Source organism: Bradymonas sediminis (assembly GCF_003258315.1).
Taxonomy (GTDB): domain Bacteria; phylum Myxococcota_A; class Bradymonadia; order Bradymonadales; family Bradymonadaceae; genus Bradymonas; species Bradymonas sediminis.
Genome location: NZ_CP030032.1, coordinates 1,593,927 through 1,619,259, shown reverse-complemented (window position 1 = coordinate 1,619,259; position 25,333 = coordinate 1,593,927). Strand labels below are relative to the sequence as shown.

Genomic DNA, 25,333 nt, shown 5'->3' with positions numbered 1-25,333 from the left:
GCTCAAGCAAAGCGCATCACAAGGGGGATATTGGATTAGCAAGACGTCGCGCCAATAAGCGCCAAAACACCGCCCCGCCAAATAGCATCCCCCAAAACAGCAGCCCCGGCCCTCCCGCCGCACCGCTCGCCGAACACCCCACACAGCCCCTACTCCCGAGCGCCTCGGGAGCGGAGTCGTTCCCGACATCACCCGCAGCATCCGACGGCGGCTGCCCGCCCGCATCAACCGACGTCGCGTCTTCATCGACCGCTCCCGCATCTTCGTCGCCCGGAACGTCACGGTCGCTATGATCCGGAAGCGGCCCACACGTGTCGACGTCCCAACCGACCTCATTCCAACACGGCCCCGCCTCGTCGAGCAGATCCTCAAGCGGCGGATACGGCGCGTCCCCGCTTCGATCCCAGCGGAACGGATGCGCCGCATTATTCGACAAATAATGATCGCGCATCGCGCCCGGCCAGCCCTCGTCCGCCATGCCGCCATTGGGCGTGTCTTCTTTGAGAAAAAAGATCCGCCCCGTGATGCCCTGGCCCACCACAATCGTACCGTCCGACAAAATCGTCGGCGCGCTCGCCATCGTGCGCTCCCCGAAACGCCAGATCTGCTCGCCGGTTTCCGGGTCAAGCGCGCCGATACCGCCCATCGCCTCGTATAACCGACCGTTTTTGCTCAGCACGGGCGTCGACCAGCCGCCGGAGCCGCTGTAAATCTTGCGCCACTTCAATCCTTCATAGTCATCCGGATCGGGCATCTCATGTGGGTTGAGGCGCTGAGGAACCGGCTCATCCCAGAGTTTTTGGGTATCCATGGCCCACAATACGCCGGGGCCCAGTGGAAAATGATGATAAGCTAGATACATCGTCCCATCCGCCGCGATAACGGGGCGGTTTTGCCAGGAGAGAGCTTCAGACTCATGAAAGTTGAAGATCGGCTTTCCGACTTTGTTCTTCACATCAAACGCATACACTACGCCATGATAGGTCACCCCAAAGGCGCGCTCGTTCGGACCAATGGCCAGGTCGGTTTCGATTTCGTCGAAGTCTCTCCCTGATTCCTCCGAATGCCCAAAGGGAAGTTCCATATTCCAGAGTGGCTCAAGGTTATTGAGCCCATAAAACGCTCCCTCTTTATAATCTATACCCTCGCTATCAGAGTACCTACGCCGCCCACTTAGCGCCAATTGTCCGCTGTGAACACCGGCGAGCCGCGTCATCCCCAATCGTTTGGAAGGATCGTCTTTCCACAGAAAATGCCCGGCTTCTAATACCGCGCCGCTACGAGACACTCTAATAGCCCCCGTGCGGAGGAGTTCGCCATTCCGGCCAGGCATTGAAACACCAAAACTGACTAAAATGGTGCCGTCTTCATAAAGGACTGGGGCTCCTCTGGTATTATACCAACCACCCCCGGTAACATTTGCGGGTCCGTCGGCAATGGTGAGATTTTGTCCCGGTCCCACCGGCACTTCCGGGATGTCGACCCGATGCGTTAGAAGCAGTTCACCCTCCGAGCTGATCGCGTAAAAGATATCACCAATAAAGAAGAAGAGGGTTCCATGATAATCCACCACCATTGGAACCATTCGGGCCGCATCTGGCTGGCAATCGTTTGGTGACGCACGGCATAAGGAGTCTTCGGGCGGATTACAGAATTTATAACGCCACCGCAGGTTTCCCTGACTATCCAACGAGTGTAGCGTCCAGCGCCCCGCCCAGAAATAGATATTATCCTCATCATCGACTGCAAACGGGCCGATAGGTCCTGCGCAGGCCATGAATTTCGCGGTCAATTGCACGCAATCGGCGGGATCTTCGCACTCAATTCTCTCTTCGCGTTCAGGCTTCCATGAGCGTGTGCAATTCGTGCAGGTTGGCATCTCGGTGGTGCGCCCCTGCTCACAGGCTGGAACGCCTGGAAAAGGACCACCGAGCAGTCCGGTATATAAGCAACTGTCGTCGGTTTCTCCAAAACTATCGGTGTTTGAGTCCGCAAACGCTGCGCCAGGCCACGCAACACAAAAAAGCCCCCAAACTATAAAAAATAAATATTTTTTTGAGATTCCAGATAACGAGACTGAATAATTCATATCTATAACTTTCGATGGCGTAACACATTGACTGTGCAGTCTTCAACTAAAACAACCCCCAATATTTTGAGTGTTTGAATGCCAAATATCGAGGGCGATTTATAGGATGCACTATTCACAACTAATTTCATTTGTGGGGAGAAGATGAAAAGGTAAGAGAGGAGTGGTGCAATTCGTTACCGGATTCAATCCCAACTCGTCGCGCTGAGCATCGAGGTTTTCACAGATGGTCCAATTATATGCGTGCATCTCATATTTGAAGAAATCATGGTCGTTTTTTGGCTGCAATTTTTCGTAGCATATTGCTTGAGTGGGGCCCGTCGCGTCCGCATTCTTATTGGTCCACTCCTCTTCCTCTTCGTTATACTCACATTGACTATCAATATTCATTATAACCGGGTTTGGATTAATTTCCCCATCAACTTCCCAATCCAACCAGCCCACTGTAACATCGGCCCAATAGGGACTAATCTGACCAGGAGGGGGACTATAAGGGTTTCTTACGGATTCAAAAGTATATGGGGCCGAATAATCGGAGCAATCTTGATTCAAACAATGACCGCCTGTAATACCTGCCTCTTCGTCGAGCGCATTTTCGTTAACAGGCCCGAAGTTTGAATTTGAGAAACGAGCAGGACGACCCTTTGTAAAACCTAGACTGGCGCTTTCTTCCGTTTCTAAAAGCATATAGCCCCCCTCTGGCATCGGTAATGTCATGCCATTACTCATGACCGACCAATAATTTGGTTTATAAGGCCGAACATCATTGCGTCCACCATGACCGAGCCCCAACATATGACCGAGTTCATGGGCGAAAGTTGTGCCATCACACTTAACGATGCCATACCGACCAATGCCGCTGGTTTCAGGACCTTTTGCACTGCCGCAAGCATCATAAATATAAGCCCAAGCTATTCGCCGCACAAATGGAAACTTATTGAGATTGAAGCTTGAACCTGGACTAGCTTGCTCGAGACAAGTTGCGCCACAACTTTCTTCCGGACCAATCTCTGAGTCAGGAATGGTTGACGTGACGTTGCTGGGCGGCACGACTGGCACTTCTATATCTTCACAAACGGACCCGCATATCCATCCACGACCAGCAATAAAATGGCATTCCTGTTCGCAGGATGTCACCGGGTATGTCGCGTACTCGCCTGTCAAACCGATAAAATTTAGGCTGACTTCGTCAAGTGCATATCCTGTAGCTTGTATTGCGGCCCGCCGGTTTGAATTAAGTTCCATGCCAACAATATGGTCAACTTCAACGACGATATTTTTTTGCTCGGCGATGACCCCAAGATTGGGGAGTGGAAGATCGTCCGAGCCATAAACAGCCAGGCCGTCTATAATGCCATCTTGGGATGTGTCGGCACTATTCGGGTCAAGACCAAAAGGCATAAGACCGATCGCATTTTCAAGTTCGGTGCTCAGACCATCATTATCTGGATCATTATTGCTGGTTATTGCACGGTCTCGATAGATTCGGATTTTGTCCGCTTCTACGGGCGAGGAACACGCTGCGCATCCACCCGGCGCTCGTCGCCGCGGGGCGCTTCGATGAAAAAGTGCAGGCATGGAAAGGCATCCCCCAATCCTATGAATGCACCGAATTTCTGAATTTCGAGGCGGCACACGCCGAGGACATCCCTGGAAACCGAACCTGGATCATCAACTCATTTGCCCACCCGGTCGCCACCGCGAAGATGCTCCCAGGCTGGGGCAAGACGCACCGCGAACTCATGGAATCCTATGATCATTTCGCGGTCTTAAGCGCCATGATCCACGACCTGAGCGTCGGAAAGGTTCGCCCGTCCGGAAAGCTCGGCGTCGACATCGACTGGTGGCCCAATGAGGCCGACCGGCGCGAGTTATTATTCGGGCTCGCCCGCACGGTCGAACTCTTATTCGCCTCCGGCGCCGCCGAAGTCATCGTCCCGATGCGCCCCCCGCGCATCTTAAAACCCGGCGACTCACTCGACTGGATCGACGCGCTCGAGATGAAGCCCGGACTTATCGATATGACCGCCGTGCACCCAATGGGCTCGGTCCCGGTGGACGACGACCCGGCGCGCGCCGCGGTCGACAGCCGCGGTAAATTCCACGCCGCGACGGGGTTGTGGGTGGCCGATGGGTCGCTGTTTCCGACGTCGATCGGGGTGCCGCCGCAGGTCTCGATTTACGCCATGGGGTTGCATGTGGGGCGAGCGATCGTGGCGGATTATTCGGGTTGAACCCGTTTATTTGAGGGGTTGCGGATTGGCAAAGGGGTCGGTTCTTGAAGTTGCGGATCGGCAAAGGGGTCGGTTTTTGAAGTTGCGGATCGGCGAGGTGGTCGGTTCGCGGTGAGGCCCCCCGGCGCATGCGCGCCTGCCCCCCCAGCTGCGCTTGGGGGGCTAAATGGTCGGTTTATTAGGAAGGGTCGGTTCTTGAAGTTGCGGATCGGCAAAGTGGTCGGTTCGCGCAGCTTGGGTCCTGCAAAGTGGCTGCAAGAGCAACCATCTAAGCCCCTGGGCGAAGCCTGGGGGCTGGCCGCGTTCAGCGGCCGGGGGCCCGTTGCGGATCGGCAAAGGAGTCGGTTCTTGAAATTGCGGATCAGCAAAGTGCGTCAGAAGGGGGAGCCGCGTTGGCTAGACGCCACGACCAGAAGCGCCCGTCCCGAGTGATATAACCCCTCCAATCACACGCTCGATGGCATTTGGAACCCCCGACCGTGTAAAAATGTCACACCTCGCGGCATTTGGGACCCAGCGAGCCGCTAAAACGGGACGTGCGATGGTGTTTTTGCCCCCCCTCACTCCGCCTCAATCGCCCTGGGCGTTGAATTCGCGCGCAACACCACCGCGTTTGGTCGCATGCCCAGCCCAAGCCCCGCAAATTCGAGGTTGGTGCCCGGGACCGCGACGCTGGTCCGAGACAGTGACTGACTCACCAGATTATGACTCTCGGTGACGAAGTCGGCGCCAGCCCAGTTCGACAGCTGCACCAGATTTTCCTGCAGGGTCTCATTGGTAAAACGCATGCTGATAAGATCGACCTGCAGGGCATTCTCGCGCACCGACACGCCGCCGACGGCCTCGGCGCCGAAGCCGAAGCAGAAGTTGGCGTTGCTCGCCAGGTTGAACACGTCGAACCCGAGGGCGAAGGGGATATCCGGGTCATTGCCGTTGAGGCCAGATTGCCGGGTGAGCGTGGACTCTGAGACGCCGGTGTCTTGAGAATAACCGACGTCTTCGGTGTATCCGGCGTCATCACCACCGCTGCCATCCAGGACCTCGGGGCCGACGCGGAATTTGCCCATCGTGACGTGCGCGTTGCCGCTTCGGTCGGCGTTACCCGACAGGTCATAGGTGCGCGAGACCTTATTATCCTCGATCAATAGCGACAGCGCGTGCGGGATAATCGCCGGCTGGAACGCGAAGGCGAAGTTCTCATTCGCGCTCAGGTCGGTGATCGGAGCGACGCTCGGGGAGCCCGGGGCGTTGAGGGCGTCGATATTGGTGGCGAACCCGGCGAAGACGGTGCCGGTGTCACCCTTCGTGACAAGCTGGACCGGCAGGATTTCAAACCCGGGGATGCCGAAGCTTGGGGCGTTAAACTCAAAGAGCGTCACCGGTTTGAGGCGCTGGGCGACCGTATTGAATAGTAGATTCGACAGCGGCCCCTGCAAGAGGTCGACAAGGTCGGAGTCGATGCCGCTGAGGCGCGCCGACAGCGACGATTGCCCGATGGCGGCGTAGGCCGGCAGGTCCAGCTTGAGCGCGGCGTCCGAGCCATCGCCCTTGCCCAAGATCAGCGGCGCGACCAGGTTAAGCGACCCGCCGAGATTCGCCGTATGCTGCCCAAAGCCCGGCACGCTCGCCCGAATTCGGCCGCCCAGGCTGCCACCCACGCTAAAGCAATGCTCACAGGCCGAGCTCGACTCAACGTTGAGCGACACCAAATTTCCCGCGCTCGTCAACTCGATTCGCTCGCCACCGATCTCAACACTCGAGACCGCTCGGAGCGCCGCTTTAAGCGTCGGCTCCAGGACGATATCCAGGATATCGCCGATCAAAGAGGTCTTCATCGACAGGCCAAATTGCGCCGGGCTCTCGGCGCTCAAACTTTCTGGCTCCGCCAGCTCGGTCTGCTCGGCCGCCAGCGCCTGCTGGTACGAGCGCTCCGTGCTCGAGCAGAACTCCTCACACCCGCCCACCAGCAGCGCCATCGCGGGGACGGCGAGGAGCAATACGATCAAAATATGCCGAGAGCTTAACTTATCATTCATGGCGTCTACTATTCTTCGAGGTATTTAGCGTTGGCTATTTTTGGGGTCGCCGTCGCGATGTCAGCGGCGACGCGCCGGTGGACGACATGCGATTGGACGCGCAGCCCCGCTCATAATTCAGTGAAGTCCCGAATATGCTAGCGCATCCGCGCCGCAGCGCAACCACTCCCTTCCGAGAGCGCCCCACCCTATGCTAGCACGACGCTAGCACTGCCTTCGCTAAGAATCGATCATTTAGATGATATATACTTAAATTGTCCCGACCTCATCCCGGAGAACCCCATGGCCGAAAACCCCATTCATGTCGAAATCAACGGCGACATCGCCACCGTGCGCCTGAACCGTCCCAAAAAATTCAACGCCCTCGATGGACCGATGTTCACTGAGCTCCACGACGCGATGTACCGGCTGGGCTTCGACGACGCGATCCGCGTGGTCATCGTGACCGGCGAGGGGCGCGCCTTCTGCGGCGGGGGCGACCTGGCCGCGATCCAAAGCTCCGACAGCGAGCGCGTCGACCGCGGCCTGTGGCACCTCGCCGGGAAGTTCCACGAGGGGATTCGCGAAATCCGCGCGATGGGCAAGCCGGTCATCGCGGCCATCAACGGCCCGGCCGCAGGCGGCGGCCTGTCCTTAGCGCTGGCCTGCGATATGCGCATCATGGCCGACAACGCGTTTTTGAAGATCGGCTATATCGAGAACGCGCTGAGCATCGACGGCGGCGGATCCTTTAGCCTGCCGCGCCTGATCGGGCTCTCCCGGGCGATTGAAATTGCCTTCTTGGATGAAAAGATCAGCGCCGTGCGCGCGCTTGAGCTCGGCCTGGTCAGTAGAATCGTGCCCGCCGACGAGCTCCCCAAGGCCACCCTCACCCTGGCCAACCGCCTGGCCGAGATGCCCACCGGCGCGCTGGCGCGGGCCAAGCGTTTGCTGTCGGCGTCCTTTGACAACTCGCTGAGCGAACAGCTCGACCTGGAGCGCAAAGCCATCAGCGAGGCGGTCGTCACCGACGAGGCTCGCGAAGGCATGGCCGCATTCTTGGAGAAGCGCCGCCCGAAATACCGATAAATCATGCCCCCGAGCGTCGCTATGAACCCTTTTGCGCATTCATTGCATCAAATACCAGACACGAGGCCCAGGCCTCGCCAAATTTTCGCCCAAGTAGCCCGCGAAACCCAAATTGGAGGTAATGAATGAGCGCAAAAAACACCCAACCCGTCGTCCTCGCCAAAGTTCCGCTGAGCACGCCCTGGCAGACGCTCGACCCGTTTCTTTTCTGCATGCACCACAACGACCAATACCCGGCCGGCAACGAGAAGATGGGCCCGGCGGCCTCTTTGGAGGGCCGCCAGATTGGCCAGGACTTCTCGAATAAAGACGGCTGGAGCATGTACCACGGCGAGGAAGTGCCGGGGTTCCCGCGCCATCCTCACCGCGGTTTCGAGACGATTACCATCGCCCGAAACGGCTTTATCGACCACGCGGACTCCCTGGGAGCGACCGCACGCTTTGGTCAGGGCGACGTCCAATGGATGACCGCCGGCAACGGCGTCGTTCACTCGGAGACCTTCCCGCTGGTCAACCGCGACAAACCCAACCCGACCGAGCTCTTCCAGGTCTGGCTGAACCTGCCGCGGGCGAATAAGAAAGAAGACGCCTATTTCACCATGTTCTGGCACGAGCAGATTCCGAATAAGACCGTGACCGACGCGGCCGGAAAACGCAGCGAGATCAGCGTGGTCGCAGGGGTGCTCGACGAGCTAACGCCGCTGACGCCGCCGCCGAGCAGTTGGGCTGCGCGCGATGACTCCGATGTCGCGGTGTGGACGCTGAAGATGGAGGCCGGCGCCGAGTGGAGCGTGCCGCCGGCGCACCCCGAGTCGACTCGGATCATCTATTTCTTCGAGGGCGACGCCTGCACCGTCGGCGGCGAGTCCATCCCGGCGCGCCACGCGGTCCAGGTGCGCGCCGACGCGGCGTGTGTGATCCAAAACGGCGATACGCCCGGCGAGTTCCTTATTTTGCAAGGCCGACCGATCGGCGAGCCTGTGGTTAAACAGGGGCCATTCGTCATGAATACGCCCGGCGAAATCCGCCAGACGATGCTCGATTATCACCACACCGGATTCGGCGGATGGCCCTGGGACCAGGACTCCCCGGTGCACCCGGCCGACGAAGGCCGCTTCGCCATCCACGCCGATGGACGCCGCGAAACCCCCACCTCCTGACCCTTCGGGGACACCCCGGGGTTTAAGCATAAAAGTCGGCTGCCTCTACGACGCGAATTCGTTTGACCGAAACGCGCGCGCGTAGTAGTGGGCAGCCGACTTTTGCGAGAGACTGAACTATGATTACAACATCGAACTTGATGGTCCGCTTTAGCGGCAAACCCCTCTTCGAGGATGTTTCCGTTAAATTCGTGCCCGGCAACTGCTACGGGCTTATTGGCGCTAACGGCGCGGGAAAATCGACCTTCCTCAAGGTCTTGAGCGGCGAGCTCGAGCCAACCTCCGGTGAGATCAACATCCCGGGGAACCTTCGCCTGGCGAAGCTGGAGCAGGACCAATTTAAATTCGATGAGATGCAGGTCATCAATACGGTCCTGAGCGGACACCCGAAACTTTACGAGGTGCATCGCGAGCGCGAAAAGCTCTACGCAAAGCCCGACTTCAACGAAGAAGACGGCGTGCGCGCCGGCGAACTCGAGATGGCCTACGCCGATCTCAACGGCTACGAGGCGGAGTCGGAAGTCTCGATTCTTCTGTCGGGCCTCGGCGTCGACCAGTCTCTGCACACCAAACGCATGGGCGAGCTTGAGAGCGGCGATAAGGTCCGCGTGTTGCTCGCCCAAGCGCTCTTTGGCAAGCCCGATATCCTGCTGCTCGACGAGCCCACGAACAACCTCGATGTGCACACGGTCGCCTGGCTGGAGGATTATATCTCTCGGCTCAGCGCCCTGGTCATCGTGGTCAGCCATGACCGTCATTTCCTCAATAACGTCTGCACCCATATTGCCGATATCGACTATCGCAAGGTGCGCATTTACGCGGGCAACTACGACTTCTGGATTCAGGCCAGCGAGCTGATGCTTCGCCAGAGCCGCGACGCCCAGAAGAAAGCGTCCGACAAAGCCAAAGACCTTAAAGCGTTCATCCAGCGCTTCAGCAGCAACGCCTCGAAGGCGAAGCAGGCCACCGCGCGCAAGAAATTGCTCGACGAGTTGACCCTCGACGATATGCCGATCTCGACGCGCAAATACCCGCATATTGTCTTCAAGCCCGAGCGCCCGCAGGGCCGCATGATCCTGAGCGTCGACTCGGTCTCCAAGACCATCGACGGCGAGCAATTGCTCAAGGACGTGAGCTTCACGCTCCAGCCCGACGACCGCATCGCGTTTGTTGGGTTGGACGGCCGCGCCACCAGCGCCCTCTTCGATATCTTGGCCGGCGTCACTGAGCCCGACAGCGGGAGCATCGAGTGGGGCCAGACAATGACCAAGGCCTATTTCCCCAAGGATAACGAGGAGTTCTTCAACGGGGTTGAGCTCAATATCATCGACTGGATGCGCCAGTTCACCGAGCAAAAGGACGAAGAGTTCGTGCGCGGATTCCTCGGAAAGATGCTCTTTAGCGGCGAAGATACGCTCAAGCCGGTCAACGTACTCTCGGGTGGCGAGCGGGTGCGCTGCATGCTCAGCCGCATGATGCAGTCGGGCGCGAACGCGCTGATCTTTGACGACCCCACCAACCACCTTGACCTTGAGAGCATCACCGCGCTCAACAACGCGCTGGCCAAGGTCAAAGATTCGGTCATCCTTTTCGCCTCGCATGACCGCGAGTTGGTCAACACGGTCGCCAACCGCATCATCGAGATCACCCCGAACGGGCTGATCGACCAGTTGATGACCTTCGACCAATACCTGGTCAGTGAGCGCGTCATTGAGCGCCGCAAAAAGCTCTACGGCCGAGACGTCAGCCTCTAAGGCCTGGCGCCGAATCCGCCCCGCCCCACACGACTTCGCCTCTCAGGGCTGCGCGCGCAGGTTATCGAAGGTGATCGCCATCTCCGAGTCCTTCGCACTGCGCACCCCTGAGAGCGTCAGCGGCCCAACCTGCTGGTAATCGCTCCAGGCGAAGTCGCCTTCATTGCCGCCCTGCAATTTAAACTCCCAACGCGTCACCCGATGCGTCTCCGGGTCCACCGTCAACACATAACGATCGCCCGGCGTCAGGCCAACCTCGCCGAAGGTCAGCACCAGACGGCCCTGGTCGTCGAGCTGCCGGTTGACGCCCTCGTCCATCAACTTCGACGGCACCAATAGCCAATAGCTATCATTGATAAACCAACCCCAGGCCTTGGCTGCTTCCTCGGGCGTCAGGTCCGGCGCGATGGCCTCCCACGCCTCGGCGTGTTGGTCGGGCTCGGCGCTTAACTTCGTCAGGTCATAGTCGCGAAGATGCGTCAGTCGATAGTCCTTCTCACCCGCGGTGATCGTGACCTCACCGGCCTTCGGCTGCCAATTATGATGGCGGCGAGAGACCTCCTCGCCGTCGCGCCTGGGCACAAAGCTAAACTCGAGGCGCGAGAGCGATTCAGGGTCGCCGCTGGCCGCGATCACGCGCTCGGCGAGCTTGTCGGCGGGCGTCTTCGCAGCCTCGACCTTCTTCTCAGGCGTCTCCTTGGCTGCCGGCTCGGCGCTCTTTGAGACAACCCCGTCTTCGTTTTTAGCGGGCCGATTGGCGTCGAGTTGAGGGCCAGCCTGGTTGTCACACGCGGACGCACCGAGCATCAGAACCAACAGAAGAATTAACGCGCGCGGTGATCGTTTCATTTTGTATCCCATGATTTCAAAAGAAGCGGGTTATTTCTAAACCTCGGCGCACACATCCTTCAGGCATCGGCGGTGCCCGAGAAAATCTGCAGTCCGACCACACCCGAGACAATCAGCCCCAGGCAAACCAGGCGGGCGACATCGCGGGAGTCTCCGAAGAGCAGCATCCCCAAAAGAGCCACGCCCACCGCGCCAATGCCGGTCCAGACCGCGTAGGCGGTGCCGACCGGAATCTCGCGCATCGACAGCCCCAGAAGTCCCAGGCTGATGAGCATCGCGACCACCGAGAAGACCGTGGGCCAAAGCCGGGTGAAGCCCTCGGTATATTTAAGCCCGATGGCCCACCCGCACTCAAAAAGCCCGCCAATAATCAGATAAATCCAAGCCATACGCTGCTGCCTCAGTACGGATTAAGAAGAAGTTAAGACGCGTCGCACGCCCGGGCGCGAAAGTCTGCGACAAGCTCCAGCACGGCGCCGCGGCGAGCGGCCCGACAGAGGTTAAAGTGCATCATCTCGACGCGGGCGGCCAATTGCTCGACGCGCGCCAGGAAGTCCCCGGCGGTGTCCGGGGGGTTCTCCTGTTGCCCGAAGCGCGCGCAGAAGTCCACCAGCGCGTCGCCGAGTTGCTCGGCGTCGGTGCGCGCCGCCTCGAAGTCGGCGATAATCTGGGCCAGCTCCGCGGGCATTGGGGCATCCTGATCGTGCATCATTTTTGAGGGGCCAGGTTTGGGGCACAACAGGCGCCCTGCCAACCGTTGAGGGCGCGCCGATATTCTCAGCAGGTATTGTCGCCAAGAATCGGCGCGCAGGCAAACGCACGCGGGCCCGCCGCATCTTGACCGATCGGGGCGCCTGCCTACCTTCGAAGAAGTAGGAAGATACACTCGGGGCGGCTGGATAGATCTAAGATAATATAAGGGGGCGATGGTGCGTATCGAGGTAGAGAAGAGACCGACGTCGACGACTGCGTTCTGGAGTTGGGCGCTGCTGTTCTTGTTGTTAGCGATGGTGATTTGGGCGGTGATCGAACTCGTCTAATATCGCGTTAAAGGGCGGCTATGAGCGCCCACAAGGGGGAGCAATTATGACCATTCAACGGCTATCAAGGCTGAGCGATTGGAAACTCAAGGACCGCGAACAGAATCTGTGCGGCAGGGTCTTGAGGGCGCAAAATGGCGAGGTCATCGGCACGGTGATCGATATGGTGGTGGACACCGAGTTGGGGCTGGTGACCAGCGTGGTGATGCAGGACGACAGCCACGTGCTCACCGAGAATGTCGAGCTTCGCGACGACGAACTCTGGCTCAGCGAGCTGGCAATTCAACCGGTCTCGGTATCCCGAGAGCCCGAGCGCTTTGTGCCGGGGGAGCGCGACGAGCGGCCGGTGCGCGATAGCGAGACGGTGCGCGAGGAGATTCGACTCGCCCTCGAAGAGCACAAACGCGCCCGCTATGAAATCATGCCGCGCGACCTGCAGCAGGATATGCAGAAGCCGGACTCCAGCGGAGAAGCCGAATCGGACCGCCCGTAAGCGCGCGCCAAGGACGCGGCGCTCACGGGCCCGATGCCCTTCAGGCTGCGGCGGGCGCCGCCAACTCCGGCGCGCGGCCCATCGCGCGAAGATGGCGATAATGCGAGCGAATGCCGCCCAAAAACGTCGGCTGTGACAGGTACGGAATCCCGTATTCAACGCAGGTTTGCTCGACGATTTTGGAAATCGCCGGGTAATGAATATGAGAAATCCCGGGGAAGAGGTGGTGCTCCACCTGGAAATTTAGTCCGCCGATATACCAGCTCAAAAGGCGGTTATCGCGGCCGAAATCGACCGTCGTCATCAACTGATGTGTCGCCCAATCGGTCTCCATTTTCATGTCTTGGGGAACCGGCGGAAAGTGCGCCTCCTCGACGCAGTGGGCGAGTTGGAAGACCACGGCCATCACCAGGCCCAGGACGATGGAGAAGAGGAAATAGGTCGCGATAACCCAGGGGATCGGAAAGAAGAACGAGGGCACCACGAACGCCAGCGTAAACCACACCAGCTTGCCTAAAATAAGCGTCAGCGCGTCGCGTCCCTTGGGCCGCTGCATCTTGCGCTGCCCAATCCGACCGGTCCCCCAGCTATAGAAATCATCGAAGAAGTGCCATTTGAACATCAGGAACCCGTAGAGGGGCCAGATATAAAAATGCTGAAAACGGTGGAAGCTGTGGCGGTCTTGCTCCGGCGAGAGCCTCGCCAGCCACCCAACGTCAATGTCGTCGTCGTGCTCGTCGATATTCGCGAAGGAATGGTGGATAATATTATGTTTAATATTCCACACATAGGAACTCGCACCGAGCAGATCGATGGAGAGAAAAAGTAAGGAATTGACTCTCTTGCTTTTCGAATACGCGCGGTGTCCCGCGTCATGCATCACGCTAAAGCCCACCCCCGCCGCCGCCAGCCCCAGGGAAACCGCCGCCACGGCGCGAACCCACGCAGGCACCGGCGCAAAGACCAAGACCCCATAAGATGCAGCCAGCCACAGAAAGATAGTCGCAGTCTTCAGGTACATCGCACCCTGGTCGCGCTTCTGCAGACCGTTCTCTGTAAAATACTCGTTAACTCGTGTGCGCAACGTCCGTCTTAATTCGCTCTGACGGCCGAATTTAAGATTCTGCGTGCTCTCACTCGTGGTGTTCAATATAGGACCCGGTAAACATGTGAAATGACTCGAGACACGGTGGTGCTCGAATAGATAAATAGGGGGGAATGTGAATAGGAGCGTCTGCATCCTACAACACCTGTCGCGATAAGCGAATTCCCGCCGGCCTCGAATCGCCAACTTCCCGCCCTTTCGCTTCCGGGCGCCACAGCCGCTCCCATCGCCCTCTTCTGGAATCTACCGAAGCCTTCTTTGCACAACCTCGAAGTTGTGAAACACTCCAGAGGAAATAGGCCAAACAACAAATTCGGGTCGAATCGACCGGAACCTATAAAATCGGAGGTACCCAGGCATGAGCGATCGAAAGTTATTGATGATCCCCGGACCCATTGAATTATCGCCCGCCGTGCTCACCGCGCTAAAGGCGGCGCCGCCGAGCCACGTCGCCCCCGATTTTATCGAGATTTTTGGCGCATCGCTCGAATTGATGCGCCAGGTGTGGGGGGCGGGCCCGAAGAGTCAGCCGTTCATCATCGCGGGCAGCGGCACCATCGCGATGGAGATGGCGGTGGCGAATGTGGTCGCGCGCGGGCAGCGGGCGCTGGTGGTGAATACGGGCTATTTCTCGGCGCGCATGGCCGAGATGCTTCGCCGCCGCGGCGTGGAGGTCGGCGAGGTGGGCGCACCTGCCGGCAAGGCGCCGAGCCTCGAAGAGATCGAAACCGCGCTCGACAGCGCGCAGCAGGATGGCCGGGCCTATGACGCCCTCTTCGCGACCCACGTTGACACCTCCACCGGCGTTCGCGTTGACGCCCAGGCCATCGCTCGCGCGGCCGACAGGCGCGGCTTGCTCTCGGTCTTCGACGGCGTCTGTGCGACCGCCGGCGAGGCGTTTGAGATGCAGAGTTGGGGCGCCGATATCTATTTAACGGCCTCTCAAAAGGCCATCGGCGCGCCTCCCGGGCTGGCGCTGATGGTCTTCAGCGAGCGAGCACTTGAGGCCCGAAAATCGCTGTCGGAGCCGCCGCCCATGTCGGTCGATATCGAGCAATGGTCGCCGATCATGCAGGCCTACGAGGCGCGCAAAGGAAGCTACTTCTCAACGCCAGCGACCAGCCTGGTCTGCGCCCTATTCGCCAGTCTCAGTGAGATCACCGCCTTCGAAGCGAGCGGCCAACGCGGCATCGGCCCGCGGATCGCAGCCCATCAGCGCTGCGCCGACGGCATGCGCGCGGCCTGGGCGGCGCTTGGCCTGGAGCTCTTCTGCGAGCCCGATCTCAGCGCAAATACCATGAGCGCGCTGCGCTACCCCGACGGCGTCGATGGAGCGCGACTACTCGCCGGCATCAAAGCCCGGGGAGTCGTCGTCGCGGGCGGACTTTATCCGGGTCGACAGGACGAATATTTCCGGGTGGGACATATGGGACACGTCATCGAGCGCCCCAGCCTATTGGCCAAAACAGTGCGCGCCGTGGGCGAGACCCTGGTCGAAAATGGCCACCCGGCCGATGTCGAGGCGGCGCTCGCCACCCTGCGGGAACGGGTGGGCGGCTGAGCATTATAGCATGGAAGCGAGCGTTGAAGGCCGCCACCCTATTGGGCGGCGGCCTCTTTCGCCTGCCATTTGGCCAGGCTCTTGGCGGCTTGCTTTCGCACCACGCCACGGAGCATCGGGCTCCACCCCATCAGCAGGCCGGGCACGCCCAACGCTTGCTTACTCCATCGCCAAAAACCAAAGGTGTCGACGTGCCGATAGATCAGCCCGTCGCGAAACTCAAAGGTGGCGTCGATGGAATTATGCACCATATTTCCACTCACTGAGAACGTATAATAGGCATCCCAATGGGCGCTGCCACCCTGCTCGTCGGCGGTTATTTGTGAAAACTCAAGCTTCAGGTCGGTGGCCTGTGAGGTGAGCATCTTCCACATCGCGCGAACCTGCGGCGCGTCCAGCCCCGGAAACACCGGGTCCGAGAAGCTCGCCTGGTCGTGATAACTCGCCGCCATCGCATCCGCGTCGCCGCGGGCGAATGCTTCATAGAAATTGCGCAGCAGTGATTCGTGATTAAGACTCTCTTCAGACTTCATATAGTTCTCCTAAGGCTCGATAGATTCGCCGATTATACCCGCCTATTTCAACGCCCCTACCGGCACATTCCCGACACTCGCCGGCGTCTCGTTATCGCCGATCAGGTTGACGTGGCCGTAGCCAAGTTGCCCCTGGTCGTTATAGCCCCAGCAGCGCATATTCCCGTCCGCGAGCAGCGCGCAGGTGTGATAATTCCCGGCGCTCAGCGCCACCGCAGGCTCGCCAAGATAGACCGTGCCGGCCGACCGCGGCGAGTTTTCATCACCCACGCTGCGTTTGTGCCCGTAGCCAAGTTGCCCGAATTTATTATCGCCCCAGCATTGCACCTTCCCACCCGCGGTCACGCCGCCAGCCGGCCGCCAACCCTGCGCGTTGCGCGCCAAAATCGTCTCATCGATATCTTCGGCGTCTTCTTCAAGGATCAAGGCACAGCTATGCAATTCGCCGGTGACGACCTGAATCGCCGGGCCGCCGAGGGCGACCGGATCGACGGTCATGGGGAGTTCGTCGCCGCCCAAATCCGCGGTATTGCCGAGCCCCAATTGTCCCCGGTTATTCCACCCCCAGCAGCGCACAGCGCCGCCTTCGAGCAGCGCGCACAGGTGGCGCCGACCGACTGCAACCTGCATCACCGCAGCGCCCAGTTCGATGGGGTCGACGCTCGAAGGCACCTCATTATCGCCGATGTCGCGGGTGTGCCCAAGGCCGAGTTGCCCGTGGGCGTTCCACCCCCAGCAGCGAAGTGAGCGGTCCTCAAGTATCGCGCAGGTGTTGTATTTCCCGGCGGCGATCGCCGCGATCTTTGCGCCCACGCTGACCGTCGCGGCGCTGGTCGGCAGCTCGTCGTCGCCGATGGTATTGGTATGCCCCAGGCCGAGCTTTCCGAACTTCCCATTGCCCCAGCAGCGCATCGTCTGGTCCTTGAGCAGCGCGCAGACGTGCGAGCCGAATTCCGATGCTCCGCCCACAATCTGCGTGGCGACGCCGCCGATCTCAATCGGCCCGAGCCCATCGATCGTCTCATCGTCGCCGAGCGTTCGCGTGTGGCCGTAGCCAAGCTGCCCGTGGGTGTTGTTGCCCCAACAACGCACGCTGCCATCTTTGAGCAGCGCGCAGCTAAATGACGCCCGGTGGTCCCCGACGGCCAAAATCTGGGTCGCAGGCGCATCGAAGGTGAGCACGTCGATCGCGTCGGCCGGCTCATCGTCGCCGATCGCCTGCGTATTACCCGCGCCCAACTCCCCGTACTGATTGGCGCCCCAGCAGCGAAAGCCGCCGTCGACGCGCAGCGCGCAGGTGTGAAATTTGCCTGCGCTGATCTGTGTGATCGCCCAGGCCGGCAGCTTCGGCAGCGCCTCAAACACCGCAATGCTCGCCGCGACATCGCCGCCGCGCAGCGAAATCCGCGACGCAATGCTCTCGGCGAGCGCCGCCGCGTCATCCCGTGCGTAAGTATCCGGCGCGGCGACAACATCAGGACGCTCGATATCCTGGCCCGCATCCGGCTTCATCGGCGTCGCCTCAGCCACGCCCTCCCCCGCCTGGCGCGCGACTTCGTCCTGGGCAGGCGCCGGGCCACTATCCCCGAAGAACCCGCGCAGGCTATCGCCGGCGAGGACTGCCCCCACAAGCAATATGACGCCCAGCAAGCCCGCGCCAATCCAGCGACGCCCGGGCCTGGAGTGGTCGGTTTGTGCTCGGGAGGCCGGTGCTTCTTGGCGACCGGTCGCGCAATCAGCCGCGCGCGTGGGTGCCTCGTGCGCGCTGCCGCCATCTTCGGCGAGATCATCGAAGTGAACGACGTCTTTGGATTGGAGCAAAAAGGTCATCTCGCGCCCCTGCGGGCCAATGACCTCCGCGTCACGCGTGAGCGCCTCGAGCGCGACGTTGAGCTCGCGTCGAAACTCAGCGATGGTCTGCTGGCGCGCGGCCGGGTCGCGCGACATCGCCCGACGCATAAACACCACCGCCTCCTCGGGCAAATTCAGGTCTGCGACCTGCTCAAAGATATCGAAATCCCCCTTGAGCTTCTTGGACATGATGGCTTCGTCGCTGTCGCCGGGGAACGGGCGCCGACCGGTGACCATCTCAAAGAACATCACCCCGACCGCGTAGAGGTCGGTCCAGGTCCCCAGGTTCTGCAGGCTCACCTGCTCGGGCGCCATATAACTTGGCGAGCCCAGCGGCCACTTGGTGTCGGTCTGGCCCTCGACGAATTTGGCGATCCCGAAGTCGAGGATTCGCAGGTGCGCCGGGTTCCCGACGACCCGCTGCAGCATGATATTTTCGGGTTTGAGGTCACGGTGGATAATCTGCTGGGCGTGGGCGGCGGCCAGGCCGTTGAGCATCTGGCCAAAGATCAGCCGAAGGTCGTCGCGATTAAAACCCCGGTTGAGGCGCGCGCGCCGCAGCATCTCGTCGCGCAGCGTCAGGCCGTTCTCCAGGTATTCCATGACCAAATAGGGGCGATTCTCATGAATGCCGTATTTGATCAGGCGCACAATATTCGGGTGGCTCAGCCCGGCCAGGACCTCGGCCTCGCCCTGAAATTTCTCCAGGAGAACGCGCTGGAAGTTCGGGTCATCGTTGGGAAACTCGATGAGCTTTAGGGCGCCGCGCAGCCGAAAAAGCGGCGTCTGCAGCCCCAGGCACACCCTGCCGAAGCCGCCCGCGCCCACGGTGTCGACGAGCAAAAAATCACCGATAAATAGCCCGATCAGCGGGCTCGGCTGACCGTCGCCCTGGTGCGCGCGCGCCCAAAAATCCTGCGGGATAAAATGATACCCGCGCTTTCGACACGCGACTCCCCCACACGCCGCCCCCACCACACCAACTTCATCGCATGATGGACATTTTCCGGATTCTTCAGCCATCTTGCCTTCATTTTCTAGGAATCTCGCCAGGCCATGATGCCAGAGCCACTGCATCGGAACAATAGCGACGCGGGGTCGAGGATGTCGCAAAATCCACCCGAAAAATCGCCTTATCTACATACTCTTCACCCAGATTTCGCGCGGAGCGCTTGATTTAACCCTCTTTTATCGCTAGAAATCGACCCTGTGACTGGTGAATCAATTAACTCCCCCTATAAAGGAAATTGAAATGAGAAGCGTTTTGGAGAGCAAAAAGTGGTTGACCCTGCTGTGCCTGGCGGCAGCGTTCAGCCTTACCACCGCATGCGGCGGCGATGACGACGCCAACGAAAACAACAAAGGCGCCGACGTAATCGACGAGAGTGATGTCACCGAAGAAGGTGATGTCACCGAAGAAGGTGACACCACCGAAGAAGGTGACGCCACCGAAGAAGGTGACGCCACCGAAGAAGGTGACGCCACCGAAGAAGGTGACACCACCGAAGAAGGTGACACCACCGAAGAGACCTGCGACGAGAACGGATTCAACGCGGCCGAACAAGAAGCCTTCCGCGCCCCCGAAGACGGCGGCACGCTGAAGGTCTTCGCCTATACCTCGGCGGAGCTGCCCTTCGACCGGCTCAGCCTCGAGCTTTATGGCGCCGACGGCGGCGCAACCGCCGCGGGCACCTATCAGCTCGACGACGGCAACTACGCCACCTGCTCGAACTGCCTGCTCATCAACCGCGCGGACGTTGAAGGCAACGTCACCAAAACCTTCATCGCCCAGGCTGGTACGCTCGAAATCACCAATTACGGCGCTGTTGGCGAGCAATTCACGGCGTCGATCACCGGCGTCGAGATGGTCGAGGTCACCTTCGACGAGAGCGATGGGCTCACCACGATCCCCGTACCGGACGGCGCGGGCTATTGCATCGACAGCATGAACTTCGACCTGCCCCTGCAAGCCTTCGGCGGCAGCGGCCCCGTGCCGCCGGTCTTTGAATCGCCCGTCTGCGGCGACCCGAACGTCGCCAGTGGCTTCGAAGCCGCGACGACCGAAGGTCAGCTCTCCGATAGCGGTGCCATCCTGGCGACCCTCACGACCACCGAGACCACCGGTAGCGGCCTGGTCGACATCATGCAGGTCGAGCTTTACGCCAACACCCCGGGCGTCGTCTCGACCCCGGAAGCGTATGAGCTCAACACGCCCTACGCGATCGACGACGTGAACTACGCAACCTGTGTTAACTGTGTCTCGATCCTGACCGGTTGCGACCTGGCCGCCGAAACCTGCACCAGCCGTTATAACGCGGGAGCCGGTGAGATCACCATCACCGAGATGGACGAAGTCACCGGCGAGTTCAAAGCCACGCTTACCGGCGCCGAGCTCGTGGAAGTCACGCAGAGCGGCCTCGACACCTCCATCGTCGCCGACGGCGGCGGCTGGTGCATCGACACGCTGGCGATCGAAGGAACCTTCGAGGTCCCCGAAGTCGTCGAGACCTTTGAGTGCACCGACGCCGGCGTCCAAAACGGATACACGGTCGAGCAAACGACCATGGAATATGTTGGCTTTGGCGGATTCATCGCTGTTAACGGCTGGTCCTCCACCACGGACCCGCACGATCAGCTTGAGCTTAGCCTCTATGAAGCTGACTATGTGGCCGGCCAAACCTACCCGATCACCGACGACCAGCTCTGCGACAACTGTGTGGCGCTCCAGACGGAGTGCACCGGCGACATGGGCGACTGTGTCGGCACGGTCTACACCGCCACCGAGGGTAATATCCTCATCGACGAGCATGACGCCACCACCGGCGTGCTCAAGCTCACGGTCCAGGACGCGGTCCTGGTCGGCGATGACGGCTCCGGCTGGTGCATCAGCTCGGTCTCCATGGAAGGAACCTATGTTCCGCCGAGCGCTCCCTGAGCATAAACGCTTAAAGCTGACTCACTCCGGTGAGTCCGCTTAGCGACTAAAAAGCCGGCCTGCGCCCTCGTGCGCAGGCCGGCTTTTTGATGTTTAACCGCTCGGGCGGGCCGAGGAGTCGCGATCCGCCCCCGGCGCCCGCCCCACCAAGCCGCGGGACTTGCCTGCCACCCCAATCTCATCTAGTAGGCGGCCTGCCTATTCGGGTGCCCGAATAGGCTGTTGATACCTGATATTTTACCGGTCGGACTTTCGTGGAGATATACATATGATGAAGTTTTTGACGCGCCAGAAATACATGATGGTCTTGTGCCTGGTCGCCGCGCTGAGCCTGAGCAGCACCGCCTGCAGCGACGATGACCCCAGCACCAACGACAACAACACGCTCGCCGATGTCCAGGACAACGCGGATATTACCCAGGAAGGTGATACCCGCGACGAGGAAGATGCCTCCGGCGAACCGGACACTGCGACCGACGGCGATGTCACCGATGCGGGCGATGTCACCGATGCGGGCGATGTCACCGATGCGGGCGATGTCACCGATGCGGGCGATGTCACCGATGCGGGCGATGTCACCGATGCGGGCGATGTCACCGATGAGGGGGATACCGTCGACGAAGGAGCGTTCTGCGATGACGTCGACGCCGGGGTCGAAGTTGGCCTGGTGACCAGCGCGCAATTCGGCGACCTAGACGGCAGCGGGGCTATCGGGGTGCTCGCGGGAACCAGCGCCGACGAGACCACCCAGCTCTACACGCGGCTGCGCGTCGAGCTCTATGGCGATACCGTCATCGCCCCCTCCCCTACCCCATACGTCGCCGGCAGCACCTACCCCGTCGACGACTATAACTACGCAAGCTGCCTGCAATGCGTCATCATCCAAACCGGGTGTGACGTCGAAGGTGACTGCGAGACCAACTATAACGCGCGGGCCGGCGAGCTCACCATCGATGCCTTCGATGCGCAGAGTGGTGAGTTCAAAGCAACGCTTCGCAACGCGGAGTTCGTCGAAGTGACCCAGGGCGGCGACGCAAACCTGGAGTCGACCATCGTCCCCAATGGCGGTGGATGGTGCATCGACTCCTATATCATCGATGTCGTCTTGGATGTGACCGAAGCCCGCTAAAACCCTGGGCTCGCCCGTCACAAATAAACCCGCCCGACGCGATAAGCGCGTCGGGCGGGTTTTGCGCGTTTTGGCCAGCCCCTCACCGACGATTCATCCAATGACGATCACGGTGCGGGCGGCCTCGGGCCTCCCAGCTTGCTTCAAAAACCGATTTCCCTTAATAATGGCGCCCAATTGCTCTTGATAGTAGTCGAGATCGCATAACATATTCATATTTTAATTTCATGGAGAAGCTTCAATGACGAAGATTTTTAGCAGCAAAAAATGGCTCTCGATGCTCTGCCTGGCAGCGGCAATCAGCCTTACGACGACGGCTTGTGGCGACGATGATGACAAGTCCAAAGACAATAACACCTCCGCTGACGTCATCGACGACAGTGATGTGACCGACGAAGGTGACACCACCGACGAAGGTGACACCACCGACGAAGGTGACACCACCGACGAAGGCGACACCACCGACGAGGGCGACACCACCGACGAGGGCGACACCACCGACGAGGGCACCTGTGACACCGACGGCTACGTGGCCACCGCGGCGATCGCCGAGAGCCTCAACGATGGCGGGCTGCTGCGCTTGACCGCTCAGAACGCCGACACCACGCCCCTGGATCAGCTCACGCTCGAGCTGTGGGCCGACTACGGCGGAACCACCGAGGCCGGCACCTTCGACCTCGCCGGGACCGACTACGAGGCTTGCGGCAACTGCTTGATCATCAACAGCGTCGACGCCGAAGGCAACGCCACCAAGATGTATCTGCCCGAGAGCGGCACGCTCGAGATCACCAACTTCGGCGCCATCGGTGAGCAATTCACCGCCTCGATCACCAACGCGGTGATGGTCGAAGTTGAGTTCGCCAACGAAGAAGACGCGACCACCGTCCCGGTCGTCGACGGCGCTGGCTATTGCATCGACAGCATCGACTTCGACCTCACCATCGAAGGCGATGACGGCGAAGAAGGCCCGGTCTTTGAAGCGCCGGTGTGCACCGACGCAGGCGTCTCCAACGGCTTCGCAGCCGAAGCTGGCAGCACCACCGGTACCTTCGTCTATAACGGCGAAATCGTCGCTGTTAGCAAAACCGAAGCCGACGTCGACGGTAAATACGACCGTCTGACCCTCGAGCTGACCTCCCCCGATCCGTATGTGGTCGGCCAAGACTATGCCGTCGACGAGTTCGACTCGTTCAACTGCGTCAACTGCGTCATCATCGAGACCGAATGTGACGACACCGCCGGAACATGCGCCACCGAGTACCGCGCAGGTGAAGGTACGGTCACGATCAACACCCTGGACGACACCACCGGCGCGTTCAAAGCCACGCTGACCGACGCGCGCCTGGTCGAAGTGGACGACAGCGGCTTTAGCACCGAGATCGTCGAAGGCGGCGCCGGCTGGTGCATCGACTCGATCGAGATCGAGGGAACGTTCAACCTCCCCGCTGATTACGTTGCCCCGACCTGTGGCGACGCCGGCATCGGCAGCGGCTTCACCCCCGACGCCGCGCTCACCGAGTATTTCGAGCTCTGGGGATTCGTCTTCTTCGCAGACGCCTTCACCTCGGACACCGACGGCCGTGACCACCTCTCGCTCATCGTCAACGGTGACATCGCCACCTACGCCGAAGGCAGCACTCACAACCTCGAAGAGCCCTACGCAGAAGGTGAGTTCCAGTTGAACCTGGGCACCAACTGCACCGTGGCTGACTTCAACTGCGAGACGAACTACGCCGCGGGTGACGGGACCGTCCTCGTCCAGACGCATGACGAGACCACCGGCGAGCTCGTGCTTAAAGTCACGGGCGCCAAATTCGTCGAAATCGACGCGACCGGCAATATCGTGGAGAACGGCGCTGGTTTCTGCATCGACGAAGTCGTGTTCACCGGCGACTACCTCGACGAAGAAGCATAATCCGGCGGGTGACACGACGCTGAGTTGATGCGTCGAGGGCACCCCAGCCTGGCATAGACAAACCCGCGCTTCGCGACTCTGCGAAGCGCGGGTTTGTCGCGTTTTCGGGGCTCGCTCCATCGGCGTCCCCTCGCATGCCCCCCTTCCCCGCCACGCCAAAATCAACTATGCAGTGCGGGATATTGCGCTCGCCGAGCGGCGAGCAACTGCTATTTTACTTCAACTATATTGAGCAAGATTATGAAGACGCTATTGGAAAGCAAACGCCTGTTGACCCTCCTATGCCTGGCCGCGGCCCTCGGTCTCACGACCACGGCCTGTGGCGACGACGATGATAACGCCAAAGACAAAAACACCGCGGCCGACGTCGTCGATGAAGGTGATGTAACCGACGAAGGCGACACCACCGACGAAGGCGACACCACCGGCGAAGGCGACACCACCGGCGAAGGCGACACCACCGGCGAAGGCGACACCACCGACGAAGGCGACACCACCGGCGAAGGAGATGTGACCGACGAAGGCGACACCACCGGCGAAGGCACCTGCCAGAATCCGACGATTCCGGGCGACCTCGTCCTGGAAGAAGACGATTTTTACGATGATTGGTCGGTCTTCGCCCTGGTTGACGACACCTATTTCCAGATTGGATTCGGCCGGGATCCGTCGGTCGCCACGCTTGGAACGCTCGACCTTGAGACCGAGCCGACGCTCTCCATCTTCACTGGCGAGGGCTGCACCGAAGAAGGCTGCGCTAAATACTTCCTGGCCACCGAGGGCACGATGACGATCACGGTCTTCGAGCCGACCGAAGGCGGCGCCTTCGAGGCCACGCTCAACGATATTGTCCTGGAGGAGTTTGACGCAGACGCGAACGACTTCGTGGTCAACGGCGAAGTCACCTGCCTCGACGACACCGCGCTGAGCATGTCGACCAAGCCGCTGCCGGGCGCGCCGGTCTGGACCGCCCCGGTGTGCGCGGACGGCACCGAAGGCTTCACCGCCACCTACAATAACATCTTCTTCTCGTCTTTCGGCGCGATCCTGGCGACCGCGACGACCACCGAGGCGTTCCCGCGTGACGAGATGCGCCTGGAGCTCTACGGCGACTATGAGGCCGGCGGCGTCTACCAGATTGACGACCTCAACTACAATACCTGCGAGACCTGCCTGTCGATTCAGACCAACTGCACCGAAGAGAGCGCCGACATCAGCGGCGGCACCTGCGACACGCGCTATAACGCAGGCGCCGGTACGCTTACGATCACCACGCTCGACGAGACCACCGGTGAGTTCGTCGGCCTGATCGAGAACGCGCAATTCATCGAAGTAGACCAGGAGGGGCTGCACACCATCAACGTCGACAACGCCGCCGGCTGGTGCGTTGACTCGATCACGATCAGCGGATTTGCCCCTGTTGGCGATTAATCCGTGCGCCACGCGTCACCGCATTGCTCCTCATCGATGCGCGACGCAGCGCGAGCGCCCGGGCCGCCCAATCTTCGCGATGAGGCGGCCCGGGCTTTTTGCTGCCAACGCCGCCGCACAATCCCTTCCAATAATTTGATCTGAGCCGCAGCC

General features: G+C 60.2%; 19 protein-coding genes. 10 read left to right on the top strand and 9 right to left on the bottom strand.

Translation table 11 applies throughout. The features are described 5' to 3' along the window. Positions 1–16: 16 nt before the first annotated feature. The gene (locus tag DN745_RS06030) at positions 17–2,089 is read right to left on the bottom strand and encodes a PQQ-binding-like beta-propeller repeat protein (RefSeq protein WP_133622056.1); all 2,073 of its coding nucleotides are present in this window, start codon (positions 2,087–2,089) and stop codon (positions 17–19) included. Between the two features lie 111 nt (positions 2,090–2,200). Beyond that, positions 2,201–3,667 (bottom strand): hypothetical protein, encoded by a 1,467-nt coding sequence (locus DN745_RS06025; RefSeq protein ID WP_133622055.1) that lies wholly within the window; start codon positions 3,665–3,667, stop codon positions 2,201–2,203. Here DN745_RS06025 and DN745_RS06020 point away from each other — a divergent pair. Next, complete coding sequence (locus DN745_RS06020) at positions 3,658–4,323, top strand: GMC family oxidoreductase (RefSeq protein WP_111332995.1); 666 nt, start codon at positions 3,658–3,660, stop codon at positions 4,321–4,323. The two genes, DN745_RS06025 and DN745_RS06020, sit on opposite strands and share 10 nt — an antisense overlap. Positions 4,324–4,883: 560 nt before the next feature. Here DN745_RS06020 and DN745_RS06015 read toward each other — a convergent pair. Beyond that, the gene (locus DN745_RS06015; protein ID WP_111332994.1) at positions 4,884–6,359 is read right to left on the bottom strand and encodes a hypothetical protein; all 1,476 of its coding nucleotides are present in this window, start codon (positions 6,357–6,359) and stop codon (positions 4,884–4,886) included. Positions 6,360–6,641: 282 nt separating this feature from the next. Between DN745_RS06015 and DN745_RS06010 the strand changes: the two genes are divergently transcribed. The 3 genes from DN745_RS06010 to DN745_RS06000 all read left to right on the top strand — a co-directional run bounded on the left by DN745_RS06010 (position 6,642) and on the right by DN745_RS06000 (position 10,341). Continuing rightward, positions 6,642–7,427, top strand: coding sequence for an enoyl-CoA hydratase/isomerase family protein (locus tag DN745_RS06010; protein ID WP_111332992.1), 786 nt, complete (start codon positions 6,642–6,644; stop codon positions 7,425–7,427). Between the two features lie 125 nt (positions 7,428–7,552). Continuing rightward, positions 7,553–8,587: a pirin family protein gene (locus DN745_RS06005; protein ID WP_111332991.1), complete on the top strand. Its 1,035-nt coding sequence runs from the start codon at positions 7,553–7,555 to the stop codon at positions 8,585–8,587. A gap of 119 nt (positions 8,588–8,706) precedes the next feature. Continuing rightward, positions 8,707–10,341 carry an ABC-F family ATP-binding cassette domain-containing protein gene (locus DN745_RS06000; protein ID WP_111332989.1) on the top strand — a complete coding sequence of 545 codons (1,635 nt, stop codon included), beginning with the start codon at positions 8,707–8,709 and terminating at the stop codon, positions 10,339–10,341. Positions 10,342–10,383: 42 nt separating this feature from the next. Here DN745_RS06000 and DN745_RS05995 read toward each other — a convergent pair whose 3' ends face one another. From DN745_RS05995 to DN745_RS05985, 3 genes are read right to left on the bottom strand one after another with little or no spacing between them, the layout of a single operon-like run. Next, positions 10,384–11,190, bottom strand: coding sequence for a hypothetical protein (locus DN745_RS05995; protein ID WP_133622054.1), 807 nt, complete (start codon positions 11,188–11,190; stop codon positions 10,384–10,386). A gap of 59 nt (positions 11,191–11,249) precedes the next feature. After that, on the bottom strand, positions 11,250–11,579 hold the full coding sequence (gene sugE / locus DN745_RS05990) for a quaternary ammonium compound efflux SMR transporter SugE (RefSeq protein WP_111332986.1): 330 nt from the start codon (positions 11,577–11,579) through the stop codon (positions 11,250–11,252). Between the two features lie 32 nt (positions 11,580–11,611). After that, a complete protein-coding gene (locus DN745_RS05985; RefSeq protein WP_111332985.1) occupies positions 11,612–11,902 on the bottom strand; it encodes a hypothetical protein in 291 nt (96 codons plus the stop codon). Positions 11,903–12,276: 374 nt separating this feature from the next. On the opposite strand from DN745_RS05985, the gene DN745_RS05980 reads away from it, so the two are divergent. Next, entirely contained in the window at positions 12,277–12,723 is a 447-nt protein-coding gene (locus tag DN745_RS05980) for a hypothetical protein (RefSeq protein WP_111332983.1), read from the top strand. A gap of 40 nt (positions 12,724–12,763) precedes the next feature. Here the strand turns inward: DN745_RS05980 and DN745_RS05975 are convergent, their stop codons facing one another. After that, the gene (locus DN745_RS05975) at positions 12,764–13,807 is read right to left on the bottom strand and encodes a fatty acid desaturase family protein (RefSeq protein WP_162687494.1); all 1,044 of its coding nucleotides are present in this window, start codon (positions 13,805–13,807) and stop codon (positions 12,764–12,766) included. A 379-nt stretch (positions 13,808–14,186) separates the two neighbouring features. Between DN745_RS05975 and DN745_RS05970 the strand changes: the two genes are divergently transcribed. Beyond that, entirely contained in the window at positions 14,187–15,389 is a 1,203-nt protein-coding gene (locus DN745_RS05970; RefSeq protein ID WP_111332980.1) for a pyridoxal-phosphate-dependent aminotransferase family protein, read from the top strand. Positions 15,390–15,427: 38 nt separating this feature from the next. On the opposite strand, the gene DN745_RS05965 is transcribed toward DN745_RS05970, so the two are convergent. Beyond that, positions 15,428–15,922: a nuclear transport factor 2 family protein gene (locus DN745_RS05965; protein ID WP_111332978.1), complete on the bottom strand. Its 495-nt coding sequence runs from the start codon at positions 15,920–15,922 to the stop codon at positions 15,428–15,430. Positions 15,923–15,964: 42 nt separating this feature from the next. Next, complete coding sequence (locus DN745_RS05960; protein ID WP_162687493.1) at positions 15,965–18,796, bottom strand: RCC1 domain-containing protein; 2,832 nt, start codon at positions 18,794–18,796, stop codon at positions 15,965–15,967. A 229-nt stretch (positions 18,797–19,025) separates the two neighbouring features. Here DN745_RS05960 and DN745_RS05955 point away from each other — a divergent pair, with 229 nt between their 5' ends. The 4 genes from DN745_RS05955 to DN745_RS19250 all read left to right on the top strand — a co-directional run bounded on the left by DN745_RS05955 (position 19,026) and on the right by DN745_RS19250 (position 25,180). Further along, complete coding sequence (locus DN745_RS05955; protein WP_133622053.1) at positions 19,026–20,708, top strand: hypothetical protein; 1,683 nt, start codon at positions 19,026–19,028, stop codon at positions 20,706–20,708. Positions 20,709–20,976: 268 nt separating this feature from the next. After that, positions 20,977–21,837, top strand: a complete 861-nt coding sequence (locus tag DN745_RS05950) for an ICP22 family protein (RefSeq protein ID WP_111332973.1) — start codon at positions 20,977–20,979, stop codon at positions 21,835–21,837. A gap of 241 nt (positions 21,838–22,078) precedes the next feature. After that, positions 22,079–23,752, top strand: coding sequence for a hypothetical protein (locus tag DN745_RS05945; RefSeq protein ID WP_111332971.1), 1,674 nt, complete (start codon positions 22,079–22,081; stop codon positions 23,750–23,752). Positions 23,753–23,992: 240 nt separating this feature from the next. After that, entirely contained in the window at positions 23,993–25,180 is a 1,188-nt protein-coding gene (locus DN745_RS19250) for a hypothetical protein (protein ID WP_133622051.1), read from the top strand. Positions 25,181–25,333: the final 153 nt, after the last annotated feature.

Excerpts from the sequence above, each read along its gene's own strand:
- DN745_RS06030 (WP_133622056.1), bottom strand. The coding sequence starts at position 2,089 with ATGAATTATTCAGTCTCGTTATCTGGAATCTCAAAAAAATATTTATTT.
- DN745_RS06025 (WP_133622055.1), bottom strand. The coding sequence starts at position 3,667 with ATGCCTGCACTTTTTCATCGAAGCGCCCCGCGGCGACGAGCGCCGGGT.
- DN745_RS06015 (WP_111332994.1), bottom strand. The coding sequence starts at position 6,359 with ATGAATGATAAGTTAAGCTCTCGGCATATTTTGATCGTATTGCTCCTC.
- DN745_RS06010 (WP_111332992.1), top strand. The coding sequence starts at position 6,642 with ATGGCCGAAAACCCCATTCATGTCGAAATCAACGGCGACATCGCCACC.
- DN745_RS06005 (WP_111332991.1), top strand. The coding sequence starts at position 7,553 with ATGAGCGCAAAAAACACCCAACCCGTCGTCCTCGCCAAAGTTCCGCTG.
- DN745_RS06000 (WP_111332989.1), top strand. The coding sequence starts at position 8,707 with ATGATTACAACATCGAACTTGATGGTCCGCTTTAGCGGCAAACCCCTC.
- DN745_RS05995 (WP_133622054.1), bottom strand. The coding sequence starts at position 11,190 with ATGAAACGATCACCGCGCGCGTTAATTCTTCTGTTGGTTCTGATGCTC.
- sugE (WP_111332986.1), bottom strand. The coding sequence starts at position 11,579 with ATGGCTTGGATTTATCTGATTATTGGCGGGCTTTTTGAGTGCGGGTGG.
- DN745_RS05985 (WP_111332985.1), bottom strand. The coding sequence starts at position 11,902 with ATGATGCACGATCAGGATGCCCCAATGCCCGCGGAGCTGGCCCAGATT.
- DN745_RS05980 (WP_111332983.1), top strand. The coding sequence starts at position 12,277 with ATGACCATTCAACGGCTATCAAGGCTGAGCGATTGGAAACTCAAGGAC.
- DN745_RS05970 (WP_111332980.1), top strand. The coding sequence starts at position 14,187 with ATGAGCGATCGAAAGTTATTGATGATCCCCGGACCCATTGAATTATCG.
- DN745_RS05965 (WP_111332978.1), bottom strand. The coding sequence starts at position 15,922 with ATGAAGTCTGAAGAGAGTCTTAATCACGAATCACTGCTGCGCAATTTC.
- DN745_RS05960 (WP_162687493.1), bottom strand. The coding sequence starts at position 18,796 with ATGGCTGAAGAATCCGGAAAATGTCCATCATGCGATGAAGTTGGTGTG.
- DN745_RS05955 (WP_133622053.1), top strand. The coding sequence starts at position 19,026 with ATGAGAAGCGTTTTGGAGAGCAAAAAGTGGTTGACCCTGCTGTGCCTG.
- DN745_RS05950 (WP_111332973.1), top strand. The coding sequence starts at position 20,977 with ATGATGAAGTTTTTGACGCGCCAGAAATACATGATGGTCTTGTGCCTG.
- DN745_RS05945 (WP_111332971.1), top strand. The coding sequence starts at position 22,079 with ATGACGAAGATTTTTAGCAGCAAAAAATGGCTCTCGATGCTCTGCCTG.
- DN745_RS19250 (WP_133622051.1), top strand. The coding sequence starts at position 23,993 with ATGAAGACGCTATTGGAAAGCAAACGCCTGTTGACCCTCCTATGCCTG.